This window comes from Microbacterium sp. Bi128 (assembly GCF_918698205.1).
On the sequence record NZ_CAKKMM010000040.1, the window covers coordinates 1 to 19487 of the forward strand.

At 73.9% G+C, this 19487-nt stretch carries 20 protein-coding genes; 8 read left to right on the top strand and 12 right to left on the bottom strand.

All coding sequences use genetic code 11. The features are described from left to right. Positions 1-1613, top strand: a 1613-nt coding sequence (locus tag LQV45_RS05500; protein ID WP_230006117.1) for a helicase HerA-like domain-containing protein, incomplete at its 5' end; no start/stop codon positions are given. A gap of 6 nt (positions 1614-1619) precedes the next feature. Here the strand turns inward: LQV45_RS05500 and LQV45_RS05505 are convergent. The 5 genes from LQV45_RS05505 to LQV45_RS05525 all read right to left on the bottom strand — a co-directional run bounded on the left by LQV45_RS05505 (position 1620) and on the right by LQV45_RS05525 (position 7763). Continuing rightward, complete coding sequence (locus tag LQV45_RS05505) at positions 1620-3101, bottom strand: MFS transporter (RefSeq protein ID WP_230006118.1); 1482 nt, start codon at positions 3099-3101, stop codon at positions 1620-1622. 81 nt (positions 3102-3182) lie between these two features. Beyond that, the gene (locus LQV45_RS05510; protein WP_230006119.1) at positions 3183-4745 is read right to left on the bottom strand and encodes a carboxylesterase/lipase family protein; all 1563 of its coding nucleotides are present in this window, start codon (positions 4743-4745) and stop codon (positions 3183-3185) included. A gap of 8 nt (positions 4746-4753) precedes the next feature. Continuing rightward, positions 4754-5434, bottom strand: coding sequence for a GAP family protein (locus tag LQV45_RS05515; RefSeq protein WP_138173815.1), 681 nt, complete (start codon positions 5432-5434; stop codon positions 4754-4756). 11 nt (positions 5435-5445) lie between these two features. Beyond that, a complete protein-coding gene (locus tag LQV45_RS05520; protein WP_230006120.1) occupies positions 5446-7128 on the bottom strand; it encodes a hypothetical protein in 1683 nt (560 codons plus the stop codon). Then, positions 7125-7763 (bottom strand): response regulator, encoded by a 639-nt coding sequence (locus LQV45_RS05525; RefSeq protein WP_230006121.1) that lies wholly within the window; start codon positions 7761-7763, stop codon positions 7125-7127. The genes LQV45_RS05520 and LQV45_RS05525 overlap by 4 nt, the downstream gene beginning before the upstream one ends. 62 nt (positions 7764-7825) lie before the next feature. On the opposite strand from LQV45_RS05525, the gene LQV45_RS05530 reads away from it, so the two are divergent. Genes LQV45_RS05530 through LQV45_RS05540 form a run of 3 tightly spaced genes read left to right on the top strand, consistent with a single transcriptional unit; the run spans position 7826 to position 10365 of the window. Then, positions 7826-9448, top strand: coding sequence for an SDR family oxidoreductase (locus tag LQV45_RS05530; RefSeq protein ID WP_230006122.1), 1623 nt, complete (start codon positions 7826-7828; stop codon positions 9446-9448). A 9-nt stretch (positions 9449-9457) separates the two neighbouring features. Next, a complete protein-coding gene (locus LQV45_RS05535) occupies positions 9458-9940 on the top strand; it encodes a molybdenum cofactor biosynthesis protein B (protein WP_230006123.1) in 483 nt (160 codons plus the stop codon). Next, positions 9937-10365 carry a molybdenum cofactor biosynthesis protein MoaE gene (locus LQV45_RS05540; protein ID WP_230006124.1) on the top strand — a complete coding sequence of 143 codons (429 nt, stop codon included), beginning with the start codon at positions 9937-9939 and terminating at the stop codon, positions 10363-10365. Before LQV45_RS05535 ends, LQV45_RS05540 begins: the two co-directional genes overlap by 4 nt. A gap of 7 nt (positions 10366-10372) precedes the next feature. Here LQV45_RS05540 and LQV45_RS05545 read toward each other — a convergent pair whose 3' ends face one another. From LQV45_RS05545 to moaA, 5 genes are read right to left on the bottom strand one after another with little or no spacing between them, the layout of a single operon-like run. Beyond that, positions 10373-10609, bottom strand: coding sequence for a MoaD/ThiS family protein (locus LQV45_RS05545; protein WP_230006125.1), 237 nt, complete (start codon positions 10607-10609; stop codon positions 10373-10375). Beyond that, positions 10606-11085: a cyclic pyranopterin monophosphate synthase MoaC gene (moaC, locus tag LQV45_RS05550; protein ID WP_230006126.1), complete on the bottom strand. Its 480-nt coding sequence runs from the start codon at positions 11083-11085 to the stop codon at positions 10606-10608. The genes LQV45_RS05545 and moaC overlap by 4 nt, the downstream gene beginning before the upstream one ends. Then, positions 11082-12305 (bottom strand): gephyrin-like molybdotransferase Glp, encoded by a 1224-nt coding sequence (gene glp / locus LQV45_RS05555; protein WP_230006127.1) that lies wholly within the window; start codon positions 12303-12305, stop codon positions 11082-11084. Before glp ends, moaC begins: the two co-directional genes overlap by 4 nt. Beyond that, positions 12302-13072: a HesA/MoeB/ThiF family protein gene (locus tag LQV45_RS05560; RefSeq protein ID WP_230006128.1), complete on the bottom strand. Its 771-nt coding sequence runs from the start codon at positions 13070-13072 to the stop codon at positions 12302-12304. Before LQV45_RS05560 ends, glp begins: the two co-directional genes overlap by 4 nt. After that, a complete protein-coding gene (gene moaA, locus LQV45_RS05565; RefSeq protein WP_230006129.1) occupies positions 13069-14124 on the bottom strand; it encodes a GTP 3',8-cyclase MoaA in 1056 nt (351 codons plus the stop codon). The genes LQV45_RS05560 and moaA overlap by 4 nt, the downstream gene beginning before the upstream one ends. A 59-nt stretch (positions 14125-14183) precedes the next feature. Between moaA and LQV45_RS05570 the strand changes: the two genes are divergently transcribed. The 4 genes from LQV45_RS05570 (at position 14184) to LQV45_RS05585 (ending at position 17264) form a co-directional block, all read left to right on the top strand. After that, the gene (locus LQV45_RS05570) at positions 14184-14585 is read left to right on the top strand and encodes a molybdopterin-binding protein (RefSeq protein WP_230006130.1); all 402 of its coding nucleotides are present in this window, start codon (positions 14184-14186) and stop codon (positions 14583-14585) included. Between the two features lie 71 nt (positions 14586-14656). Further along, positions 14657-15418: a molybdate ABC transporter substrate-binding protein gene (gene modA, locus LQV45_RS05575; protein ID WP_230006131.1), complete on the top strand. Its 762-nt coding sequence runs from the start codon at positions 14657-14659 to the stop codon at positions 15416-15418. Next, complete coding sequence (gene modB / locus LQV45_RS05580; RefSeq protein ID WP_230006132.1) at positions 15415-16203, top strand: molybdate ABC transporter permease subunit; 789 nt, start codon at positions 15415-15417, stop codon at positions 16201-16203. Before modA ends, modB begins: the two co-directional genes overlap by 4 nt. Next, positions 16200-17264: an ATP-binding cassette domain-containing protein gene (locus LQV45_RS05585; protein WP_230006133.1), complete on the top strand. Its 1065-nt coding sequence runs from the start codon at positions 16200-16202 to the stop codon at positions 17262-17264. The genes modB and LQV45_RS05585 overlap by 4 nt, the downstream gene beginning before the upstream one ends. A 7-nt stretch (positions 17265-17271) precedes the next feature. Here LQV45_RS05585 and cydC read toward each other — a convergent pair whose 3' ends face one another. Further along, positions 17272-18960, bottom strand: coding sequence for a thiol reductant ABC exporter subunit CydC (cydC, locus tag LQV45_RS05590; RefSeq protein ID WP_290370211.1), 1689 nt, complete (start codon positions 18958-18960; stop codon positions 17272-17274). Next, on the bottom strand, positions 18957-19487 hold a 531-nt coding region (locus LQV45_RS05595; protein ID WP_230006134.1), incomplete at its 5' end, for an ATP-binding cassette domain-containing protein. The genes LQV45_RS05595 and cydC, both read right to left, overlap by 4 nt.

The following is a 19487-nucleotide window of genomic DNA, read 5'->3' on the forward strand; positions in this document are numbered from 1 at the left end:
CCACGGTCGCGACGATCGCCGCCGGGTACGCCGATGGCGCCGCCGCGCTCGACCTCGGTGTGCTCGTGAACGGCGGGCCGGTGGCATCCGTTCCGATCCGCATCCCGCTGGCCATGACGAACCGCCACGGACTCGTGGCCGGTGCCACCGGAACGGGCAAGACCCGCACGCTGCAACTGCTCGCGGAGCAGCTGTCGGCCAACGGCGTGCCGGTCTTCGCCGCCGACATCAAGGGCGACCTGTCGGGGGTCGCTGCGCCCGGAGCCTCGAGCGAGAAGCTGCTCGCGCGCACGATCGCGCTCGGCCAGGAGTGGGCGCCGCGGGCGTATCCCACCGAGTTCTTCGCCCTCGGCGACGACGCGGGCTCGGGCATCCCGGTGCGGGCCACGGTGTCGGGATTCGGGCCGCTGCTCCTCAGCCGCGTGCTGGGGCTCAACGCGACCCAGGAGTCCAGCCTCGGGCTCGTGTTCCACTACGCCGATGAGAAGGGCCTCGCGCTGGTCGACCTGTCCGACCTGCGCGCGGTGCTGACGTTCCTCACCGGCGACGAGGGCAAGAGCGAGCTGAAGGGGCTGGGCGGATTGTCCGGCGCCACGGCGGGCGTGATCCTGCGGGAACTGATCGCCTTCTCGGCCGCGGGGGCTGACACGTTCTTCGGCGAACCCGAGCTGGACGTGTCGGTGTTCCTACGGACGACGTCCGAGGGCGAGGGTATCGTGAGCCTGCTCGAGGTGCCGAACGTGGCCTCGCGCCCGGAGTTGTACTCGACGTTCCTCATGTACCTGCTCGCGGAGCTGTACGAGGCGCTCCCCGAGGTCGGCGACCTCGACAAGCCCAAGCTGGTGTTCTTCTTCGACGAGGCGCACCTGCTCTTCCGCGACGCCTCGAAAGCGTTCCTCGCCGCGATCACGCAGACGGTCCGCCTCATCCGCTCGAAGGGCGTCGGCGTCTTCTTCGTCACGCAGACGCCGAAGGACGTCCCCGCCGACGTGCTCGCACAGCTCGGCTCGCGCGTCCAGCACGCCCTGCGCGCGTTCACCCCCGACGACGCGAAGGCGCTGCGCGCGTCGGTGCGCACCTACCCCGCCTCGGGCTACGACCTCGAGCGGGTGCTGCAGGAACTCGGCACGGGCGAGGCGATCGTCACCGTCATGAGCGAGAAGGGCGCGCCGACGCCCGTCGCCTGGACGCGGCTGTTCGCCCCGCGGGCGTCGATGTCGCCGATCCCCGCCGCCGACCTCGGCGCCGCGGTCGCGGCATCCCCGCTCTTCGCGCCGTACGGCACCCCGATCGATCGGGAGTCGGCGCGCGAGATCCTCGGCGCCCGCATGCAGGCGGCGACCGAGGCGCGCGAGGCCGCCGAGCGGGCGAAGCAGGCCGCCGCCGACGAGGCCGAGTACGCGAAGCAGAAGGCCGCGATCGACAAGGCCCACGCCGAAGCGCAGAAGAAGGCCCAGCGCGAGTACGAGCGACTGCTCAAGAGCACGTCGGCCCCGGCACGGCGCCCGACGGCCCCGGCGGCGCCGCTCGACGATCTGCTCGGTCGCGGTTCGACCAAGACGATCCTGAACGGCGTCATCCGGGGCCTGTTCGGCACCGGGCGCCGGCGCTGAGCGCGCTCAGCTCCGGCGGATCTCCAGCGGCATCGTCGACGTGTCGATGAGGGGGTCCTCGTCTTGACGCGCGACGACCGCCTCGGCCTCGGCGGGGGTCTCCACGGCGGGAACCGAGCCGAGCAGCGGTCGGCGCGCGGTCTCGCGCATCGACAGCAGGGCGACGAGTCCGAGCGCAGCGAAGAACATGATGTAGAACGCCGGCATGAGCGTGTTGCCGGTCCACTCGATGAGCGCCTGGCTGAACAGCGGCGTCGTGCCGCCGAAGAGCGACACCGCGATGTTGTACGCCACCGCCATCGCCCCGAAGCGCGAGGCGGTCGGGAAGAGCGCCGGCAGAGCGGATGCCGAGATCGCGACGTAGAACGCCACCGGCACCGCCGCGAGGAACAGGGCGATGATGACCGCCCACAGCTCGCCGATCTGCATGATGAGGAAGGCGGGGATCAGCAGCACCAGCGCGGAGGTCGCGGCGATCGCGTACACGGGCTTCCGGCCGATCCGGTCGCTGAGCTTTCCGATGAAGGGGAGCGTCGCCGACATCACCAGCAGCACCGGCACGGTCGCCACGGCGGCGCCGAGGTTCGAGATGCCGACCTCGGTCTCGAGGTAGGTGGGCATGTAGCTGGTGAGGGCGTACCCGGCGGTGTTGGTCGCCGCGACCAGCGCGATGCCGATCAGCAGCGCGCGCCAGTGGTGACGGACGATACCGGCGAGGCCCTGGCGGGCCATCGGGTCGTCGGAGCCGGCCTCCTGCGCGGCCTCGGCGGCATGGGTCTGCTCGAACGACGGGGTCTCGGGAATGCGGAGGCGGAAGTAGATTGCGACGATGCCCAGGGGGATGGCGAGGAGGAACGGGATACGCCACCCGTACTCGACCATCGCGTTCTCGCCCGAGACCGCGGTGGTGATCGCGGTCGTGATCGCCACGACCGAGGCCCCGGCGGCGAAGCCGACGTACGAGCCGACGTCGAGCCACGACGACCAGAAGCCGCGGCTGCGGTCGGGGGAGAATTCCGACACGTACGTCGTCGCTCCGGCGTACTCGCCGCCGGTGGAGAAGCCCTGCACCATCTTCAGCAGGTACAGGGGCACGATCGCCCACAGTCCGATCGCCGCGGAGGTGGGCAGCATGCCGATGAGGGCCGTGGCGGCGGCCATCATGGCCATCGTGAGGAACAGCACCTTCTGGCGCCCGATGCGGTCGCCGAGGGGGCCGAGGACGAAACCGCCGAAGGGGCGGACGAGGAACGAGATCGCGAACCCCAGGAGGGTCACGAGCAGACCCCAGGGCTCGGGCAGGTCGGAGGTGAAGACGACGGCGAGCGTGACGGCCAGGTAGCCGTAGATGCCGAAGTCGAACCACTCCATGAAGTTGCCGACGACGGTGCCGCCGATGGCCGTGCGTACGCGTTTCTTGTCGACGACGATGACGTCGTCGACCTCGAGTCGAGGGTTTCCAGGGGCAGCGGGGGGTTGCTGGCTCATTCCTCTACCCCTACCCCGATCGCGCAGCGTTTTCCAGCCGACCGGTCGCGCGCGGGCGATGTGCTATTCCCCGTCGCGAGGTCAGGAGAAGGCGAGGGTGCCGTCTCCCCACGCCCGCCGGAGTTCACCGTCGAGGTCGTCCACGACGAGGTCGTGGCGGTCGATCACGAGCGTGGCCCGGGCGTGGTCTCCGTCGACGGAGAAAGGCGGCCAGCCGGGCGCGTCGGGCGCGTCGGGGGCGTCGCCGTGGGCGAACGCGGTCCAGCGGCGCTGCATCCGCGCGGAGATCAGTTCGGCGACACGGCGGCCGCCCAGGCGGAACGTGAGGTCCTTCGGTCCGCTCACCAGGTTGCCCCACAGATAGGGGAGTTCCGTCGCGTGCGTCGCGCCGAGGCCGATGAGCCGCAGGAACGGAGAGGCGTGGTCGAAACGGTACAACCAGACCGGGGCCGCCGCCGCGTGCCCCTCCGCGACCCACAGCGTGGGCAGACGGAAGCCGATGTCACGGGCCACGCCCAGCCCCACGGCGCGGTGACGCACGTGCTCGTACGCGGTGAGCACCTGTTCACGGCTGGGGAGTTCGACGCCCGGGTTCTCCGATGCCATGTCGGCGAACATCGTGTCGATGCGATCACCCGTGATCGGGATGAGCGGCGACTTCATGTACGAGAACAGCGACGCCTCGTCCTTGTTGGTGCCGATGAGGAGGGGGACCGGGATGCCGCGGCCCTCGCGCAGCACCGTGACCGGCGCCTCGGGCAGGAGCGTCCCATCGATCACGGGGGCGAAGGCGAGCGTGCCCGGATCGGTGGTGGGGATCTCCGCATAGACGGTCTTGCCGGCCGCGACGATCTTTTCCGCCGGGGCCGAACGCAGCAGGTCGGCAGCACCCGGATCGGCGGGGTCGATGCCGAGCTCGCCGAGGAAGCGCTCCGCGACGTGCCGCGCGCGCTCCGGTCCGTAGACACTGGACGCGGGGGAGGATTGCGCGATCGCGCGGTGGAACAGACCTTCTGCGGACGGGGTGGCCAGGAGCGTCGTGACCAGACCTCCGCCGGCGGACTCGCCGAACACCGTCACCCGGTCGGGGTCGCCGCCGAAGGCCGCGACGTTGCGCTGCACCCACCGCAGCGCCAGCAGCACGTCCTTGAGGGCGAGGTTGCCGTCGAAGCCGGCGCCGGGCAGGGCGCCGGAGAGATCGACGAAGCCGAGTGCCCCGAGCCGGTAGTTGAGCGTCACCACGATCACGTCGCCGGAGGACACCATCGCGGTGGCGTCGTACAGCGGCTGGCTCGACGACCCGAAGGTGTAGGCCCCGCCGTGCAGCCACACCATCACCGGCCGCGGCGCCGCGGCCTCGGACTCGGGGGCCCACACGTTCAGCGACAGGCAGTCCTCGTCCTGCACGGCGCCGTCGCCGAGCGGGATCGCCGGGTTCGCGGGTTGCGGGCAGACGGAACCGAAGACCGTGGCATCCGTCTCTCCGTCGGCGTCGGGGGCGGCCACCGGATCGCGGAAGCGACGCTCGCCGATGGCGGGAAGAGCGAAGCGGATGCCGCGCCACGAGCGCACACCGCGGTCGACCATGCCCACGAAGACACCGGCGGGGGCGGCGGCACGGCAGGAGGGGGAAGAAGTGTCCATGAGGGTCCTCACGCGATCAGCTGGTGGATGAGATGGGCCGCCTCGTTGGCGGCGAGGACGGCGAAGAGCACCGTCATGATCACGGCGTTGTGCGCGATCATCTCGTTCTTCAGCCGGTCCAGGGCGCTGGTGATCCCCGGGATGCCGGTGGCTCCGAGCGCGGTCGGGACCAGGAGCGTGATCGTGCCGACCACGGCGACCCCGATGCACAGCAGCACCGCGAGGGCGATCGGCGCGTGGGCCGCCCCGATGAGGGCGCCACCCTTGAGCTCGAGCGGGAGGTTCTTGCTGTTGGTCGCCGCCATGAGCAGCCCCAAGCCGGCGGCGCGGGCCGGGGTGATGGCATCCATCGCGGCGAGCCAACTCGGCGGGGTCGCCGCGGTCCCGGGCTTCGGGCGGCTGCGCCAGCTGAGGATCGCCATGACGCTGAAGCCGACGGTGAGCAGCCCGCCGAGGACCATCACCACGATGCGGCCGCCCTCGCCGTGCGAGGAGCCCGCCGACGCGCCGGCGGAGGTCGCCGCGCCCACGGCGAGCACCGCGAGCGTCACCGCGAAGAAGGTCGCGGTGTAGATCGGCGCGGCCACCCGGCCGCGGGCGGAGAGCAGGATGGCCACGACGGCGACGATCGGCAGCGGCGAGATCGCCATGCCGACGGCGAGGGGCAGGAGTGCGGTGAGTTCGGACATCGGGGCCGACGCTACGCCGGGGACGGCGAGCCCTCCGCGGAATGTTCGGCTGACACGACATCCGTTTCCGCGATCGCGAACCGCGCCTCGAGGACAGCGGTGTCTCCCGCATCGCGGAGCCGCGCCCCGAGCGCGTGAGCCCGCGCTCCCGCGCGCAGGGCGGCCCCGCGCGGAGGAGCGCCGGGGGAGGCGACCCGCACGTCGAGCCGCGGCCCGCCCGCGGTGGCGCGGAGCTCCACCGTGACCGCCGCCGCGCGCTCGCGCGCGTGCTTCGCGGCGTTGAGAAGGCCCTCCGCGACCACGTCGATCACGTCCCGCGCGAGGGCGGGATCGGTCCGCAGCGCGCCGCGCGCGGCGTCGGTGACGTGCGCGTCGACGGGCATCGCGCGAGCCCACGTCGCCAGCAGCGCGTCGAGGGACGCGGCCCCCGCACCGGTCGCCGGGGCATCGAGGGCTCGCCGGACGCCGTCGGCGACAGCGGCCAGCTCCGCGCGGAAGGCGGCGAGCTCGTCGGGACCCGGATCGGGGTGCCGCAGGACGAACTGCACCGCCGCGCCCTGTCCGTCGCGATGCAACCGCTCCGCCGCTTCGTGCAGGCCCGCCCGCACGGCACGGGTGCCCAGGTCGTCGGCGCGGACGCGCTCGGCGATGGCGCCGGACAGCCGCCGGCGTTCGACCGCGAGAGTGCGTGCCCCGCCGCGCCAGCGCGCGAGGGCCGCCGCCAACGCCGGGTAGGCCAGGGCCGGGACCGCCGACGCGGGGAACGGCACGCCCTGCGCCGCCCCGATCGCCGCGAGGACGACGCCCACCGCGACCACCGCGACGGCGAAGATCGCCCCGCCGGCGACGCGGGCGCGGCGCAGGCGCGGCAGCCGGGGAACGGTATCGGCGAGCAGACCCAGCACGACCGTGGCGGAGAGGCCGAGCGCGAGATCGATCGGCGCGATCGTGCGGACGGCGTAGGGGAAGACGGCGACGCCGTAGACGGCGGCCGTCAGACCGACCGGGGGCAGCCGGAAGTCGCCGCGCGGGGGCCGGGCGCGCGCGGCGGGCGCGGTCGGCTGCGACGGCAGCCCGTCGGCGAGAGCGCCGAGGGCGTGCGCGTGGGTGCGCAGCTGCGTCGCCAGTGCGCGCACGTCGTCGGTCGTCACGGGCTGGGCCGCTCCGATCGCGGCGGCGGCGGCCGACACCGCGCGGTGGGCCTCGACGCGGAAGTCCGCCACGCGATCGGCGCTGCTCCGCAGCTGAGCGAGAACGGCGCGCAGGAGGGCGTCGGTCTCGCGGGTGGCGCGCGCGGCTCCGACCAGGACGGCCGTGCCGATCAGGGCGATCGTCCACACCGCGAGGTTCGTCGCCGCCCGCAGTGGCAGGGTGTCGGGAGTCGGGGCCGGGAGCCCCAGCGCGAGAGACAGGGCGTCTTGGCCGACGGGGCGGAGGATCGCGGTGACGACGAGGGCCGTCGCGACGATCGCCGCTCGCGCGACCGGGGCCGACACCCGGCGCTCGATCACGGCGACGAGTCCCCACGCCGCGGCGAACGTCGCCGCCGTCATCAGCGACACCGTCGTGCGTTCGACCGGGGTGAGCGCGGCGGGCAACGGCGCCAGCACGATCAGCGACACCGCGAACACGGCGACGAACGTCCAGCGCGTGACGAACCGGCCGCCGGCCAGGGCGGCGGCGATCGTCTTCACGGGGCGGAGCCGAATTCGGCCAGGTACAGCGCGCTCGCGCGCACGCGGGGATTCGTCGCCGGGTCGGACCCCAGCGCCAACCTCTCGAAGATGCGGCTCACGGCACGCTCGACGGCGCGCGTGGTGGTCCCGCGCTCACGGGCGATCTGCGCGTTCGACCATCCGCGCGCAACGAGCGCGAGCACGTCGATCTGCCGCCGCGTGAGTCCCGCGAGGGGAGAGGGTCGGGGAGACGTCGGCGCCGGCGGGATCGCCTCGGCGAGGGCCGCCTCGATGGCCTCCACGACGACGTCGGCGCTGGTCACGTCGAGCTTGGAGACGAACACCGCTCCCGCGGGGCCGAGACGGCCCGCCCCCGCCGCGGCCCGGGGGAAGCTGCTGAGGAACACCACGGCCAGGTGCGGCGCGAGCCCCGTGAGCATCGTCGCAAGCTCCACGCCGGAGGGACGCGTGCCCAGGTCGATGTCGGTGAGCAGGACGTCGGGGTCGGTCGCGGCGAACGCGGTCGTGGCTTCGGCGGCGTCGGCGGCACCGGTGGGCTCGAACTCACGATGGGCGAGCATGTCGCACAAGAGCGCGCGCATCGCCGGTTGATCCTCCACGACGAGCACGCGTCGCACCCACGCGGTCTCCACGGCCCTCACCCTAGCGTCGTCAAGCCCCCGTCGATGTCGGGGGCCGGGCGTACCGTGTCGGCATGAGCGAGCTGTCCGCCCCCACCGGCCGTGAACCCGCGCTCGTCGCGCAGCCCCTCCCCGACGGGTCACCGCCGCGGGCCCTCGTCCTCGGCGCGACCGGGTATCTCGGCGGACGGCTCGTGCCGCGCCTTCTTTCGGCCGGCTACCGGGTGCGCGTGCTCGCGCGCGATCCGCGCCGGGTCGAGGCCTTCCCGTGGGGAGACGAGGTCGAGACGGTCAAGGGCGACGCGACCGACCGGGCGGCGGTGACCCGCGCGGTCGAGGGCGTCGACGTGGTGTATTACCTCATCCACTCCATGGGCGGAGGGCGCGACTTCGAAGACACCGATCGACGGGCCGCCCGCACGGTCGCCACGGCGGCCGCGGCGGCCGGGGCCGCGCGCATCGTCTACCTCGGCGGACTCCACCCCGACGACGCGCCCCTCTCGGCCCACTTGCGCTCGCGCGTCGAGGTCGGCGACATCCTCCTCGCCAGCGGCGTGCCCACGCTCGTCCTGCAGGCCGGCGTCGTCATCGGCTCGGGATCGGCGTCGTTCGAGATGGTGCGCCATCTGACCGACGTGCTGCCCTACATGCCCGCGCCGAAGTGGGTGCGCAACCACATCCAGCCGATCGCGGTGCGTGACGTGCTGCACTACCTGCTCGGGGCGGCGCGCGTCGCGCCCAACGTCAACCGTGCCGTCGACATCGGTGGCCCCGACGTGCTGCGCTACGGGCAGATGATGAACGGCTACGCGATCGAAGCGGGTCTGCACCAGCGTGCGATCGCGTCGCTGCCGGTGCTGACGCCGCGCCTGGCCTCGCACTGGGTCAATCTCGTCACCCCGATCCCGAAGTCGATCGCGCGCCCGCTGGTCGAGTCGCTGCAGAACGACTGCGTCGTGAAGGACCGCGCGGTCGACGACCTGATTCCGCGCCCCGAGGGTGGGCTGATGCCCTACCGCGAAGCCGTCCAGCGCGCGCTCGGGCGCCTGAACGAGGACGCGATCGAGACGAGTTGGCAGGATGCCGAGGTCTCCGGTGCCCCGAGCGACCCGCTGCCGAGCGACCCCGAGTGGGCCGGTCGCCTCGTCTACACCGACGAGCGGACGATGCGCACGAGCGCCAGCCCCGAGCAGTTGTGGTCGGTCATCGAGGGCATCGGCGGCGAGAACGGCTGGTACTCCTCGCCGCTGCTGTGGGCCATCCGCGGGTGGATGGATCGCCTGGTCGGCGGGGTGGGCCTGGCCCGCGGGCGCCGGAGTCGCTCGGTCGTGACGGTCGGCGACGCCCTGGACTTCTGGCGCGTCGAGGCGATCGAGCCGGGGCACCTCCTGCGTCTGCGCGCCGAGATGAAGGTGCCCGGCGGGGCGTGGCTCGAATTGCGTGCGAGCCCCGACGGCGACGGCGCGCGCTTCGATCAGCGGGCACTGTTCTTTCCGACCGGCCTCGCCGGGCGGCTCTACTGGCTCTCGGTCTTGCCTTTCCACGGCCTGATCTTCAGCGGGATGGCCCGGCGCATCACCGCGGCCGCCGAGTCGGTCCAGCGCGACGATCTGGCGCCGAAGGCGAAGGCGGGACGCATCCCGCCCGAGATCCCCGAGGTCGAGACGATCGCCTCGGGCTCCGACGCGCACGCCTAGGCTGAAGAGGTGCCGCACACCGCTCGCGTGATCACCGTCTCCGATCGCTCCGCCGCGGGGCTGCGCGAAGACCGCGGGGGCCCCTTGGCCGTCTCGCTGTTGCGCGACGCCGGGTTCGATTGCGCCGACGCGGTCGTCGTCCCCGACGGCGCCGACAACGTGGAGGCCGCGCTGCGTGCGGCGATCGCTGCGGGAGCGGGCCTGGTCGTCACGACCGGCGGGACCGGCATCGCCCCCACCGACCGCACCCCCGAGGGCACGGCTCGAGTCCTCGACCGCGACCTTCCGGGCATCGCCGAAGAGCTCCGCCGCCGAGGACTGACCGACACGCCGCTGTCGGTGCTCTCGCGCGGCCGCGCGGGGATCGTCGACCCGAGCACGCTCGTGGTGAACCTCCCGGGCTCGACCCGGGCCGTGGCATCCGGCGTCGCCGTCCTCATCGAGCTCGCCCCGCACGTGCTCGACCAGCTCGCCGGAGGAGACCACTCATGAGCGCCGTTCGCATCGCCCGCTTGTCCGAGGCGCCGCTCGACCTCGATGCGCACCTCGCCGCTGTCGAGGACTCCTCGTCGGGTGCCGTCACGACCTTCGTCGGCCGCGTGCGCGACACCGACCCGGATGCCAGCGACGCCGTCGTCGCGCTCGAGTACAGCGCGCACCCCGACGCCGAACAGGCGCTGCACCGCCTCGCCGAGCGGGCCGCCGAGGGCACCGACGCGATCGTCGCCGTGAGCCACCGCGTCGGCCGGCTGAGCGTGGGGGAGGCCGCCGTGGTCATCGCCGTCGCCTCCGGCCACCGCGCGGCCGCTTTCGAGGTCTGCCGCACGGTCATCGAGACGATCAAGACCGACCTGCCGGTGTGGAAGCGCCAGGTGGAGGCTGACGGCACGACGGCCTGGAAGGGCCTGGGCGGCTGAGCCCGGGTCAGCCGCCCGCGAAGGGCGGCAGCACGTCGACGTGGGTCGCGCCGGCCAGTGGAGCGTCGTCGTCGCGACGCTCGCCATCGACGAGTACCGCGCAGCGATCCAGGATGCCGCTCAGCTCGGGGTGCTCGGCCACGATCGCCGCACGGAGCGCGACGAGGGTCGGTTCGCCGCGGTCCTCGGCATCGGTCCCGGCCGCGTCGGCCGCGGCGGCGAAGTAGCGCACCCGCACGCTCACGCGGACTCTCCGGTACGGTGCCAGTCCCCGGACTTGCCGCCGGTCTTCGCGACGATCCTCACGTTCTCGATGAACGTGCCCTTGTCCATGCCCTTCACCATGTCGACGATCGCGAGCGCGGCGACCGACACGCTCGTGAGCGCCTCCATCTCGACACCCGTGCGGTCGGCGGTGCCGACGGTCGCCTCGATCTCGACGCCGTCGTCGACGATCGCGAGATCGACCGAGGCGCGGTGCACGCCGATGACGTGCGCGAGGGGAAGGAGCGCGGGCGTGGACTTGGCGGCCTGGATGCCGGAGATCCGCGCCACGGCCAGCACGTCGCCCTTCGGCGCGGTGCCGTCGCGCAGGGCGGCGACGACCTCGGGGGCGCAGCGGACGAAGCCGCGGGCCGTGGCGGTGCGGACGGTGGGCTGCTTGGCGGTGACGTCGACCATGCGGGCGTGGCCCGCGGCATCCAGGTGGGTGAAGGTCATGGAATCAGCATGACATCGACGGGGTCGCCGACGGCGACGGTCGACACCTCGGCGGGCACGATCGCGAAGGCCTCCGCGCGCGCGAGCGAGGCGGCGAGGTGCGATCCGGATCCGCCGGCGGTGGCGGGACGCACGGTGCCGCCGACGAGGTCGATCACCGCGGGGAGGTACTGGCGACGACCGGGCGGGGTCGTCCAGGTCTCGGATGCCGTGAGCCGGGCGAGGCGCCGGTCCAGCACCGTGCGGCCGTGCAGGGCGAGGAGCGCGGGGCGGACGAACACCTCGAACGACACCGCGACGCTCACGGGGTTGCCGGGCAGTCCGAACACGAGTCGGCCGTCGTCGAGGACGCCGAACGCCTGCGGTTTGCCGGGCTGCATCGCCACCCGGGAGAACACGATGCGCGCCGACAGCGCCTGGCGGACGGGCTCGTACGCGCCCGCGCTCACTCCGCCGCTGAAGATCACGACGTCGGCGTCGGCCGCGTGCTCCAGCACGGCCTCGATCGCGCTCGCGTCGTCCCGGACGGATGCCACGACGGTGACCTCGGCGTCGGCGTCGGCGACCAGGGAGGCGAGCAACGTCGTGTTCGAGTCGGGGGTCTGTCCGCGGCCCGGCACGGCGCCGGGGGCGACGAGTTCGCTGCCGGTCGACACGACCGCGACGCGGGGGCGGCGGCGGACCTCGAGGTCGGGAACGCCCGCGGCGGCGGCCGCCGAGAGAGCGAAGGGACCGAGCCGCTCGCCCGCGATCAGCACGACGTCGCCGGTGCGCACGTCTCCGCCCCGGTGACGGATGAACGCTCCCGCGGCGGCCGGCGCGCGGTGCACCTCGACGGTGCCGAGGGAGTCGGCGAGGCCTCCGGCGGTGTCCTCGAACGGCACGATCGCGTCGGCGTCGGACGGCACCGGCGCGCCCGTCATGATGCGCACGGCCTCGCCCGGACCGAAGCTCGGGTTCTCGGCCGACCCCGCCGGCAGGTCGCCGACGACCCGCAGCGACACCGGGTGCGCGGCATCCGCCCGCTCGACGTCGGCGAAGCGCACGGCGAACCCGTCCATCGACGAGTTGTCGTCGCCGGGCAGGTCGTGACGGGCGCCGACGTCGGCGGCGAGCGTCCGCCCCGCGGCGTCGGCCAGGCGCACCGTCTCGACGGGCAGCACGGTCACGGCGGCCAGCACACGGGCGCGGTGCTCTTCGACGGTGATCAGATCGGTCACGGGTTCCTCCGGGCGACGAGCGGGACGATGTCGTGGCGGGCGCGCAGAGCGTCGATGATCGCCATGCGCCCCAGGAGGGGATCGCCGGCGCCCGTGACGAGCTTGATCGCCTCGGTCGCGAGGAGCCCGCCCACCTGGACGCACAGCGAACCCAGGACGCCGACCTGCGCGCACGTGGGCGGCTCGCCGACGGAGTCCGCGGGGAACACGTCGGACAGCGCGACGGGGGAGTGCCCCGCGGGCGGCCGCGACCAGAACACCGTCACTTGCGCGGACCACTCCTGCACGGCGCCCCACACCAGTGGCATCCCGAGCTCGTCGGTGGCGGAGGCCACGGCGCTGCGGGTGTCGAACGTGTCGCTGCCGTCGATGACGACGTGGGCGCCGGCGAGGAGCTCCCGCGCGTTGTCGGGGGTCAGTCGGCGGTTCTCCTCGCGCACGCGGGTGAGCGGGGAGAGGTCGCGCACGGCCCGCGCGGCCGAGGTGGTCTTGGGGATGCCGATGTCGTCGACGCGGTGGAGGAGCTGCCGCTGCAGGTTCGTACGCTCGACGACGTCGTCGTCGATCACGACGAGTTCGCCGATCCCGGCTGCGGCGAGGGCCAGCAGCACGGGGGAGCCGAGGCCGCCCGCGCCGACGACGGCGATGCGCGCGGCGGCGAGACGCCGCTGCCCCTCTTCGCCGATCCCGGAGAGGACGGCGTGCCGGGCGGTGCGGATGAGTTCTTCGGGGGCGAGCGAGGCCACCGGGTCGACGAGCGGCCTCATCCGCCGATCGCGCTCATCGTGCGCTCCGGCTGGATGAAATCGGCGCGCGCGAGGCCGACGCGGTCGGAGCCGTGCGCGCGGGGCTTGCGCCACATCGCCTCGCGCCAGATCTGCGCGAGGTCCTCGTCGCTCGCCCCGTGGCGGAGCGCGGTGAGCAGGTCGGTCTCTTCGTGCGAGAAGAGGCACGAACGGATCCGTCCGTCGGCGGTGACACGGGTGCGCGTGCAGGCCGCGCAGAACGGCTCGGTGACCGACGAGATGATGCCGACGTGCCCGGCGAGGGTGCTGTCGCCCGCACGCCGCACTTCCCAGCGTTCGGCCGGGGCGGCCCCGCGTCCGCGCGGGTCGGCGGCGAGGTCGAACGTCTGCTCGAGGGCGGCGCGGATCTCTCGCGCGGGCACGACCTGCGTCTCGGTCCAGGACCGGTCGCCGTCGAGGGGCATGTCCTCGATGAAGCGCATCTCGAACCCGTTCGTCACCGCCCAGTCCACGAGCGGCACGATCTCGGTGTCGTTGATGCCGCGCAGCAGGACCGCGTTGATCTTGATGGGGCCGAGACCCGCCGTGCGGGCCGCCTGGAGCCCGGCGAGCACCTTGTCCAGGTGGGGGCGGCGGGTGAGCTCGGCGAAGGTCTCGGGGTGCAGCGTGTCGAGCGAGACGTTGAGGCGGGTGAGGCCCGCGTCCTTCAGGGCCTGCGCCCGGCGGTCCAGCCCCACGGCGTTCGTGGTCATCGAGATCGGCAGGTCGGGGTTGTCGGCACGGATGCGGGCGATGACGTCTTCGAGATCCTTGCGCACGAGGGGTTCGCCGCCCGTGAGCCGCAACTCCTCGGCGCCGAGCGAGCGCACGGCCACTCGGACGATCCGCGCAATCTCGTCGCCGGTCATGAGCTGCGTCTGCGGCATCCAGGGGAGCCCCTCGGCCGGCATGCAGTACGTGCAGCGCAGATTGCACTTGTCGATCACCGACACGCGCAGATCGCGGGCGACGCGACCGAATCGGTCGAGCAGCCCGCCGTCGCGCGGTGCCCCGGTCTCGCGCACGCCATCCATGGATCGAGCCTAGGCGAGCCGGGGCCGTCGGGGGCCGCCGTGGGCGCTAGCGTCGGGGCATGACGACCACGTACCGGATCGCGACCGCCGCCGGTCTGCTCGGTGTCAGCGACGACACCGTGCGCCGGTGGATCGACCAGGGACTGCTGCCGACGACCGGGACGTCGCCCGTCGAGATCCCCGGCGAGGCGCTCGCCGCCCGCGCCGTCGCGCTCGCCGACGAGCCCGACGATCCCACCGGCGTCTCTTCGAGTGCTCGCAACCGCTTCGTCGGGATCGTCACGCGCGTGCGCATCGACGGGGTCATGGCGCAGGTCGACCTGCAGTGCGGGCCGCACCGGGTCGTCTCGCTCATGTCGGCCGAGGCCGCCGAGGAGCTCGCGCTCGTTCCCGGCGCCCTCGCCGTGGCATCCGTCAAGGCGACCGTCGTGACGGTGGAAACTCCGCGCGAGCGACACTGAAGGCCCCCGAGTATCCGCACATGCGGAATACTGGATGCCGCGGGCCTCGGGCTCTGCGGAAAGGACCCCTCATGCGTCGTCCCGCCGCCCTGCTCGCCCTCTTCGGCGCCGTCGTCGTCCTCACCGCCGCGTGCGCCGCGCAGACCCCGGCCCCGGCCGCCTCCGCGGGCGCGCTCTCGGGCACCGTCGAGGTCTCGGCCGCCGCGTCGCTCCAGCGCTCCTTCGACGAGATCGCCCGCGCGTTCGAGGCCGAGCACCCCGGTGTCACCGTGCAGACGGTCTACGACGGGTCGAGCACCCTCGCGAAGCAGATCGGCGAGGGGGCACCCGTGGACGTCTTCGCCTCCGCCGACGAGAAGAACATGGCCACGGTCGCGGACCAGGCCCCCGATCCGCGCGTGTTCGCGGGGAACACCCTCGTCATCGCGGTGCCGACGGGCAACCCCGGCGGCGTCGCGACCCTCGCCGACCTCGCCCGCGTCACGACCGTGCTCTGCGCGCCCGAGGTCCCGTGCGGGGCGGCGTCGACCACGCTCCTGGGGAATGCCGGGGTGGGCGTCACTCCCGCGAGCGTCGAACAGAACGTCACCGCCGTGCTGACGAAGGTCGCGGCGGGCGAAGCGGATGCCGGACTCGTCTACGCCACCGACGTCGTCGGCCGCGCGGACGTGGAGGCCGTCGTGCCGGCCGGGGCCGACGCGGTCGTCAACCGCTACCCGATCGCGGCACTGACGCACGCCCCGAACCCGATCGCGGCGGCGGCCTTCGTCGACTTCGTGCTGTCGGCGGGCGGGCAGGCGATCCTCGCCGACGCCGGATTCCGCGCGCCGTGAGCGGCACGGGTGCCGGCTACGTCCCGCGCTGGCTGATCGTGCCGGCGGCGGCCGGGCTGCTGTTCCTCCTCGTCCCGCTCACGGCGCTCGTCGCGCGCGTGCAGTGGGCATCCCTCGTCGCCGACGTGACGTCACCGGCCGCGCTCGCCGCCCTCGGTCTGTCGCTGGGGACCGGGGCCGGGGCGACGGCGGTCTGCGCGGTCGTCGGCATCCCTCTCGCCCTCGTGATCGCCCGCAGCTCCCCCCGCGCCGCCGCGGTCCTTCGGGCCCTCGTCACGGTGCCGCTCGTGCTGCCGCCGATGGTCGGGGGAGTGGCGCTGCTCTACCTGTTCGGGCGCACCGGGTGGCTCGGTGGCCTCGGCCTGCCGTTCACGACCGCCGCCGTGGTGCTCGCGCAGGTCTTCGTCGCGCTGCCGTTCCTCGTGCTGGCCGTGGAGGGGGCGCTCCGCAGCACCGGCGTGGAGTTCGAGCGCGCGGCCGCGTCGCTCGGCGCCTCGCGGGCGACGATCCTGCGCCGCGTCACGCTGCCGCTCGCCGCCCCCGGGATCGTCGCGGGCGTCGTGCTGTGCTTCGCCCGCGCGATCGGGGAGTTCGGTGCGACCGCCCTGTTCGCCGGGAACCGGCCCGGGGTCACCCAGACGATGCCGTTGGCGATCTACACCGCCTTCAACGGGGCGGGGGTCTCGCAGGGCACCGCCGTGGCGCTGGCCCTGCTGCTGCTGGTCACCGCGATCGCCGTGCTGCTCCTGGTGCGGGGCTGGCGCCCGACGGGGACTCCCGCATGACGGCCGTGCTGTCGGCGCGCGTCGTCGTCCGCCGGCGCGAGTTCGCGGTCGACCTCGCGCTCGACGTGGCGCCGGGCGAGACCGTCGCGGTGATGGGACGCAGCGGCGCCGGAAAGTCGACGCTCCTCGCGGCGCTCGCGGGCCTCCAGCCCCTCGACGACGGCGAGATCTCGGTCGACGGCCGCGTGCTCGACCGCACCGCGCGGCCGCGCGTGCGTACCGCCCCGATGCATCGCGGCATCGTGCTCCTCGGTCAGGACGCGCGCCTGTTCCCCCACCTCCCCGTGCGCGAGAACGTCGCGTTCGGTCCGCGCGGCGCGGGGGTCGCGGCATCCGACGCCCGGGACGATGCCGACGCGTGGCTCGCGCGTGTGGGTCTCCCCGGAACCGGCGACCGGCGCCCCGCCGAACTCTCGGGCGGCGAGCAGCAGCGTGTCGCCGTGGCGCGGGCCATGGCCGCGCGGCCGCGGGTCGTGCTGCTCGACGAGCCGCTCGTCGCCCTCGACGCCGTGACCGCGTCGGAGATCCGCGCGATGCTGCGCGATGCGCTCGCGGGTGTGACGACAGTCGCGGTCACCCACGACGCCGTGGATGCCGCCTCCCTCGCCGACCGTCTCGTCATCGTCGAGCGCGGGCGGGTCACGCAGCAGGGCACGGTGCGCGAGGTGTTGAGCGCTCCGGCGACCGACGTCGCGGCGCGCATCGCGGGTCTCGAACGGCTCGTCGGTCGCGCCGACGGCGGCGGGTTCGCGGCCGGGGGAGTGCGTCTCGAAGCGACGGATGCCGGGTCGCGGGCTGTCGCGGCGGTCGACGGCGCCCCGCTCGCCGCGGTCTACCGCGCGTCCGATGTGCGGGTGGGGTCCGAGTCCGCAGACGCCCCCGGAATCGGTGTGTGGACGGCGACCGTCTCGTACCTCGAACCGACGCCGAGGGGCGTGCGCGTCGTCACCGACGCGGGGGTCGCGGAGCTCGACGTCACCGTGGCCGCGGGTCTCACTCCCGGCACCCGCGTGGAAGTGCGGCTCGCCCCCGCGCACGTACGGTTCGTCGCGGCATCCTGATCGCTCGTCAGCCGACCAGCACCCGCCCGTCCTCGAGTCGTACCACCCGGTCGACGAGCTCGGTGGGGACGTCGACGTGCGACACCAGCAGCACCGCGCGATCGCGGCCGACGGCGCCGAGCAGATCGCGGAGCAGGACGTCGGATGCCGCGGGGTCGACGCCCGCGGTGGGCTCGTCGAGCACGAGGACGGGGAAGTCGCGCAGCAGCGCGCGGGCCAGGGCGAGGCGCTGCGCCTGCCCGCCCGAGACGAGGGCACCCCGGTCGCCGACGCGGGCGTCGAGTCCGCCGCGCTCGGCGACCCAGGCGTCCAAGCCGACACGCGCGAGCACGGCGCGCACGTCGTCGTCGGTGGCGTCGTCGCGCGCGAAGAGCAGGTTCTGTCGCACCGACTCGTCGAACAGGAACGGCGACTGCTCGACGAGGCCGATCGTGCGGCGCAGGTCGTCTCCGGACAGGGAGTGCGCCTCGATGCCGCCGACGGTGAAGGAGCCGCCGTAGTCGAGGAAGCGTGCCAGGACGTGCGCGAGCGTCGTCTTCCCCGCGCCGCTCGGGCCGGTCACGAGCACGCGTTCGCCCGGACCCACCCGCAGTGTCACGTCGGTGATGCGGCCGGTGTCCTCGAGCGCGGCGTCCGAGCGCGCGGGCCAGTGCGCGTCCAGGTCGCGGAGCTCGATGCCCGAACCCAGGGTCGGGGCGATGCCGGTCGGGGCCGGCTCGTCGCGGGGGAGGCCGTCGGGGATCTCCGCCGGGACGGCCGCGGCGATGCGCTCGGCCGCGGCGCGCACCTGCCGCCACGAGGCCAGCGCCAGGGGAACCGGGCCGAACACCTCGAAGACGGCCATCGGCAGCAGGACGACGACGGCGAGCCCCGGGCCCGACAGCGTCCCGCCCGTGACGGCCGGAGCCGCCACGACGAGCGCCAGGAGCGAGGCGAGCCCGGCGAGCACCGACACCGTGCCCGAGGTCAATCCCTGCGCGGTTCCGCGGCGCACGACCGCCCGGCGGAGCGCGGCGTCGGCGAGGCGCACGCGCTCGCGCGCGGCATCCACCGCCCCGTAGGCGGTGAGCACGTCGAGGTTCGTCAGCAGATCGTGCACGGCATCGGCCACCGCCGCCCGGAGCGGCGCGATCGACCGTTCCGCGCGGGATCCCGCCGCCCAGCCGAGCCCGACCGACACCGCGAACGCGACGATCAGGCACCCGAGGAGGGCGAGCGCGGCCGGCCACGACACGAACGCCGTGAACCCGACCGCGGCCAGCGCGGTGACGGCCGCGACCGACAGGGGGAGCACGACGCGCAAAGGGAGGTTCTGCAGCTCTTCGACATCGTCGACGAGGCGCGAGAGCAGCCCTCCGCGCCGGGCACGGGCCAGCCCGTCGGGGGCGAGGGGGACGAGCTCGCGCACGAGGTCGGCCCGCACCCCGGCGAGTCGGTCGAGCGCGGCGTCGTGCCCCGTGAGTCGCTCCAGGTAGCGGAACACCCCGCGCGACAGCGCGAAGGCCCGCACACCCACGACCGCGGCGGAGAGGTACATCACGAGAGGCTGCTCCGCGGCCCGCGCGATGAGCCACGCGCTCGCCGCGAGGAGCGCCACGGCGCTCCCGGCGGTGCCGAATCCCGAGAGCACGGCGGGGGCGAATCGACGACGCGAGGGCATCGCCGAGCGCAGGATGCCGCGGACCCGGGCGTTCACGAGAGGACTCCGAGGTCCACGACGCGGTCGGCGATCGCGCGGGCCGAGACGCGGTGCGACACCAGCAGGACGCCGGCGCCCGCGTCGGCCTCCGCGCGCACCGTGCGCCACACGTGCGCCTCGGTCTCGGCATCCAGGGCGCTCGAGGGCTCGTCGAGGACGAGCACGCGCGTGCCGACGACGCGCGAACGGTAGAGGGCTCGGGCGACCGCGACGCGCTGGGCCTGGCCGCCGGAGAGACCCGAGCCACCGGCGCCGAGCGCCGTCGAGGGGTCGAGGTCGGACGCCCCCGCATCGGCGAGGGCCCGCGCGATGGTCGCGCTGTCGGCGTCGGAGCCCAGCGCGACGTTCTCGGCCACGGTTCCGGAGACCAGCCCGGGACGCTGGCCCGCCCACGCGACGGTGTCGCGCGCGTGGGCGACCCGGCGACCGTCCACGCGCACCTCGCCCTCGTGGTCGGCGTAGCCCAGGAGTGCCGCGACGAGGCTGGACTTGCCGGCGCCGCTCGGACCGGTCAGCAGCACGAC

Bases quoted from the DNA above. Each gene is read 5' to 3' on its own strand.
- LQV45_RS05505 (WP_230006118.1), bottom strand. From the start codon at position 3,101: ATGAGCCAGCAACCCCCCGCTGCCCCTGGAAACCCTCGACTCGAGGTC.
- LQV45_RS05510 (WP_230006119.1), bottom strand. From the start codon at position 4,745: ATGGACACTTCTTCCCCCTCCTGCCGTGCCGCCGCCCCCGCCGGTGTC.
- LQV45_RS05515 (WP_138173815.1), bottom strand. From the start codon at position 5,434: ATGTCCGAACTCACCGCACTCCTGCCCCTCGCCGTCGGCATGGCGATC.
- LQV45_RS05530 (WP_230006122.1), top strand. From the start codon at position 7,826: ATGAGCGAGCTGTCCGCCCCCACCGGCCGTGAACCCGCGCTCGTCGCG.
- LQV45_RS05540 (WP_230006124.1), top strand. From the start codon at position 9,937: ATGAGCGCCGTTCGCATCGCCCGCTTGTCCGAGGCGCCGCTCGACCTC.
- moaC (WP_230006126.1), bottom strand. From the start codon at position 11,085: ATGACCTTCACCCACCTGGATGCCGCGGGCCACGCCCGCATGGTCGAC.
- LQV45_RS05560 (WP_230006128.1), bottom strand. From the start codon at position 13,072: ATGAGGCCGCTCGTCGACCCGGTGGCCTCGCTCGCCCCCGAAGAACTC.
- moaA (WP_230006129.1), bottom strand. From the start codon at position 14,124: ATGGATGGCGTGCGCGAGACCGGGGCACCGCGCGACGGCGGGCTGCTC.
- LQV45_RS05570 (WP_230006130.1), top strand. From the start codon at position 14,184: ATGACGACCACGTACCGGATCGCGACCGCCGCCGGTCTGCTCGGTGTC.
- modA (WP_230006131.1), top strand. From the start codon at position 14,657: ATGCGTCGTCCCGCCGCCCTGCTCGCCCTCTTCGGCGCCGTCGTCGTC.
- LQV45_RS05585 (WP_230006133.1), top strand. From the start codon at position 16,200: ATGACGGCCGTGCTGTCGGCGCGCGTCGTCGTCCGCCGGCGCGAGTTC.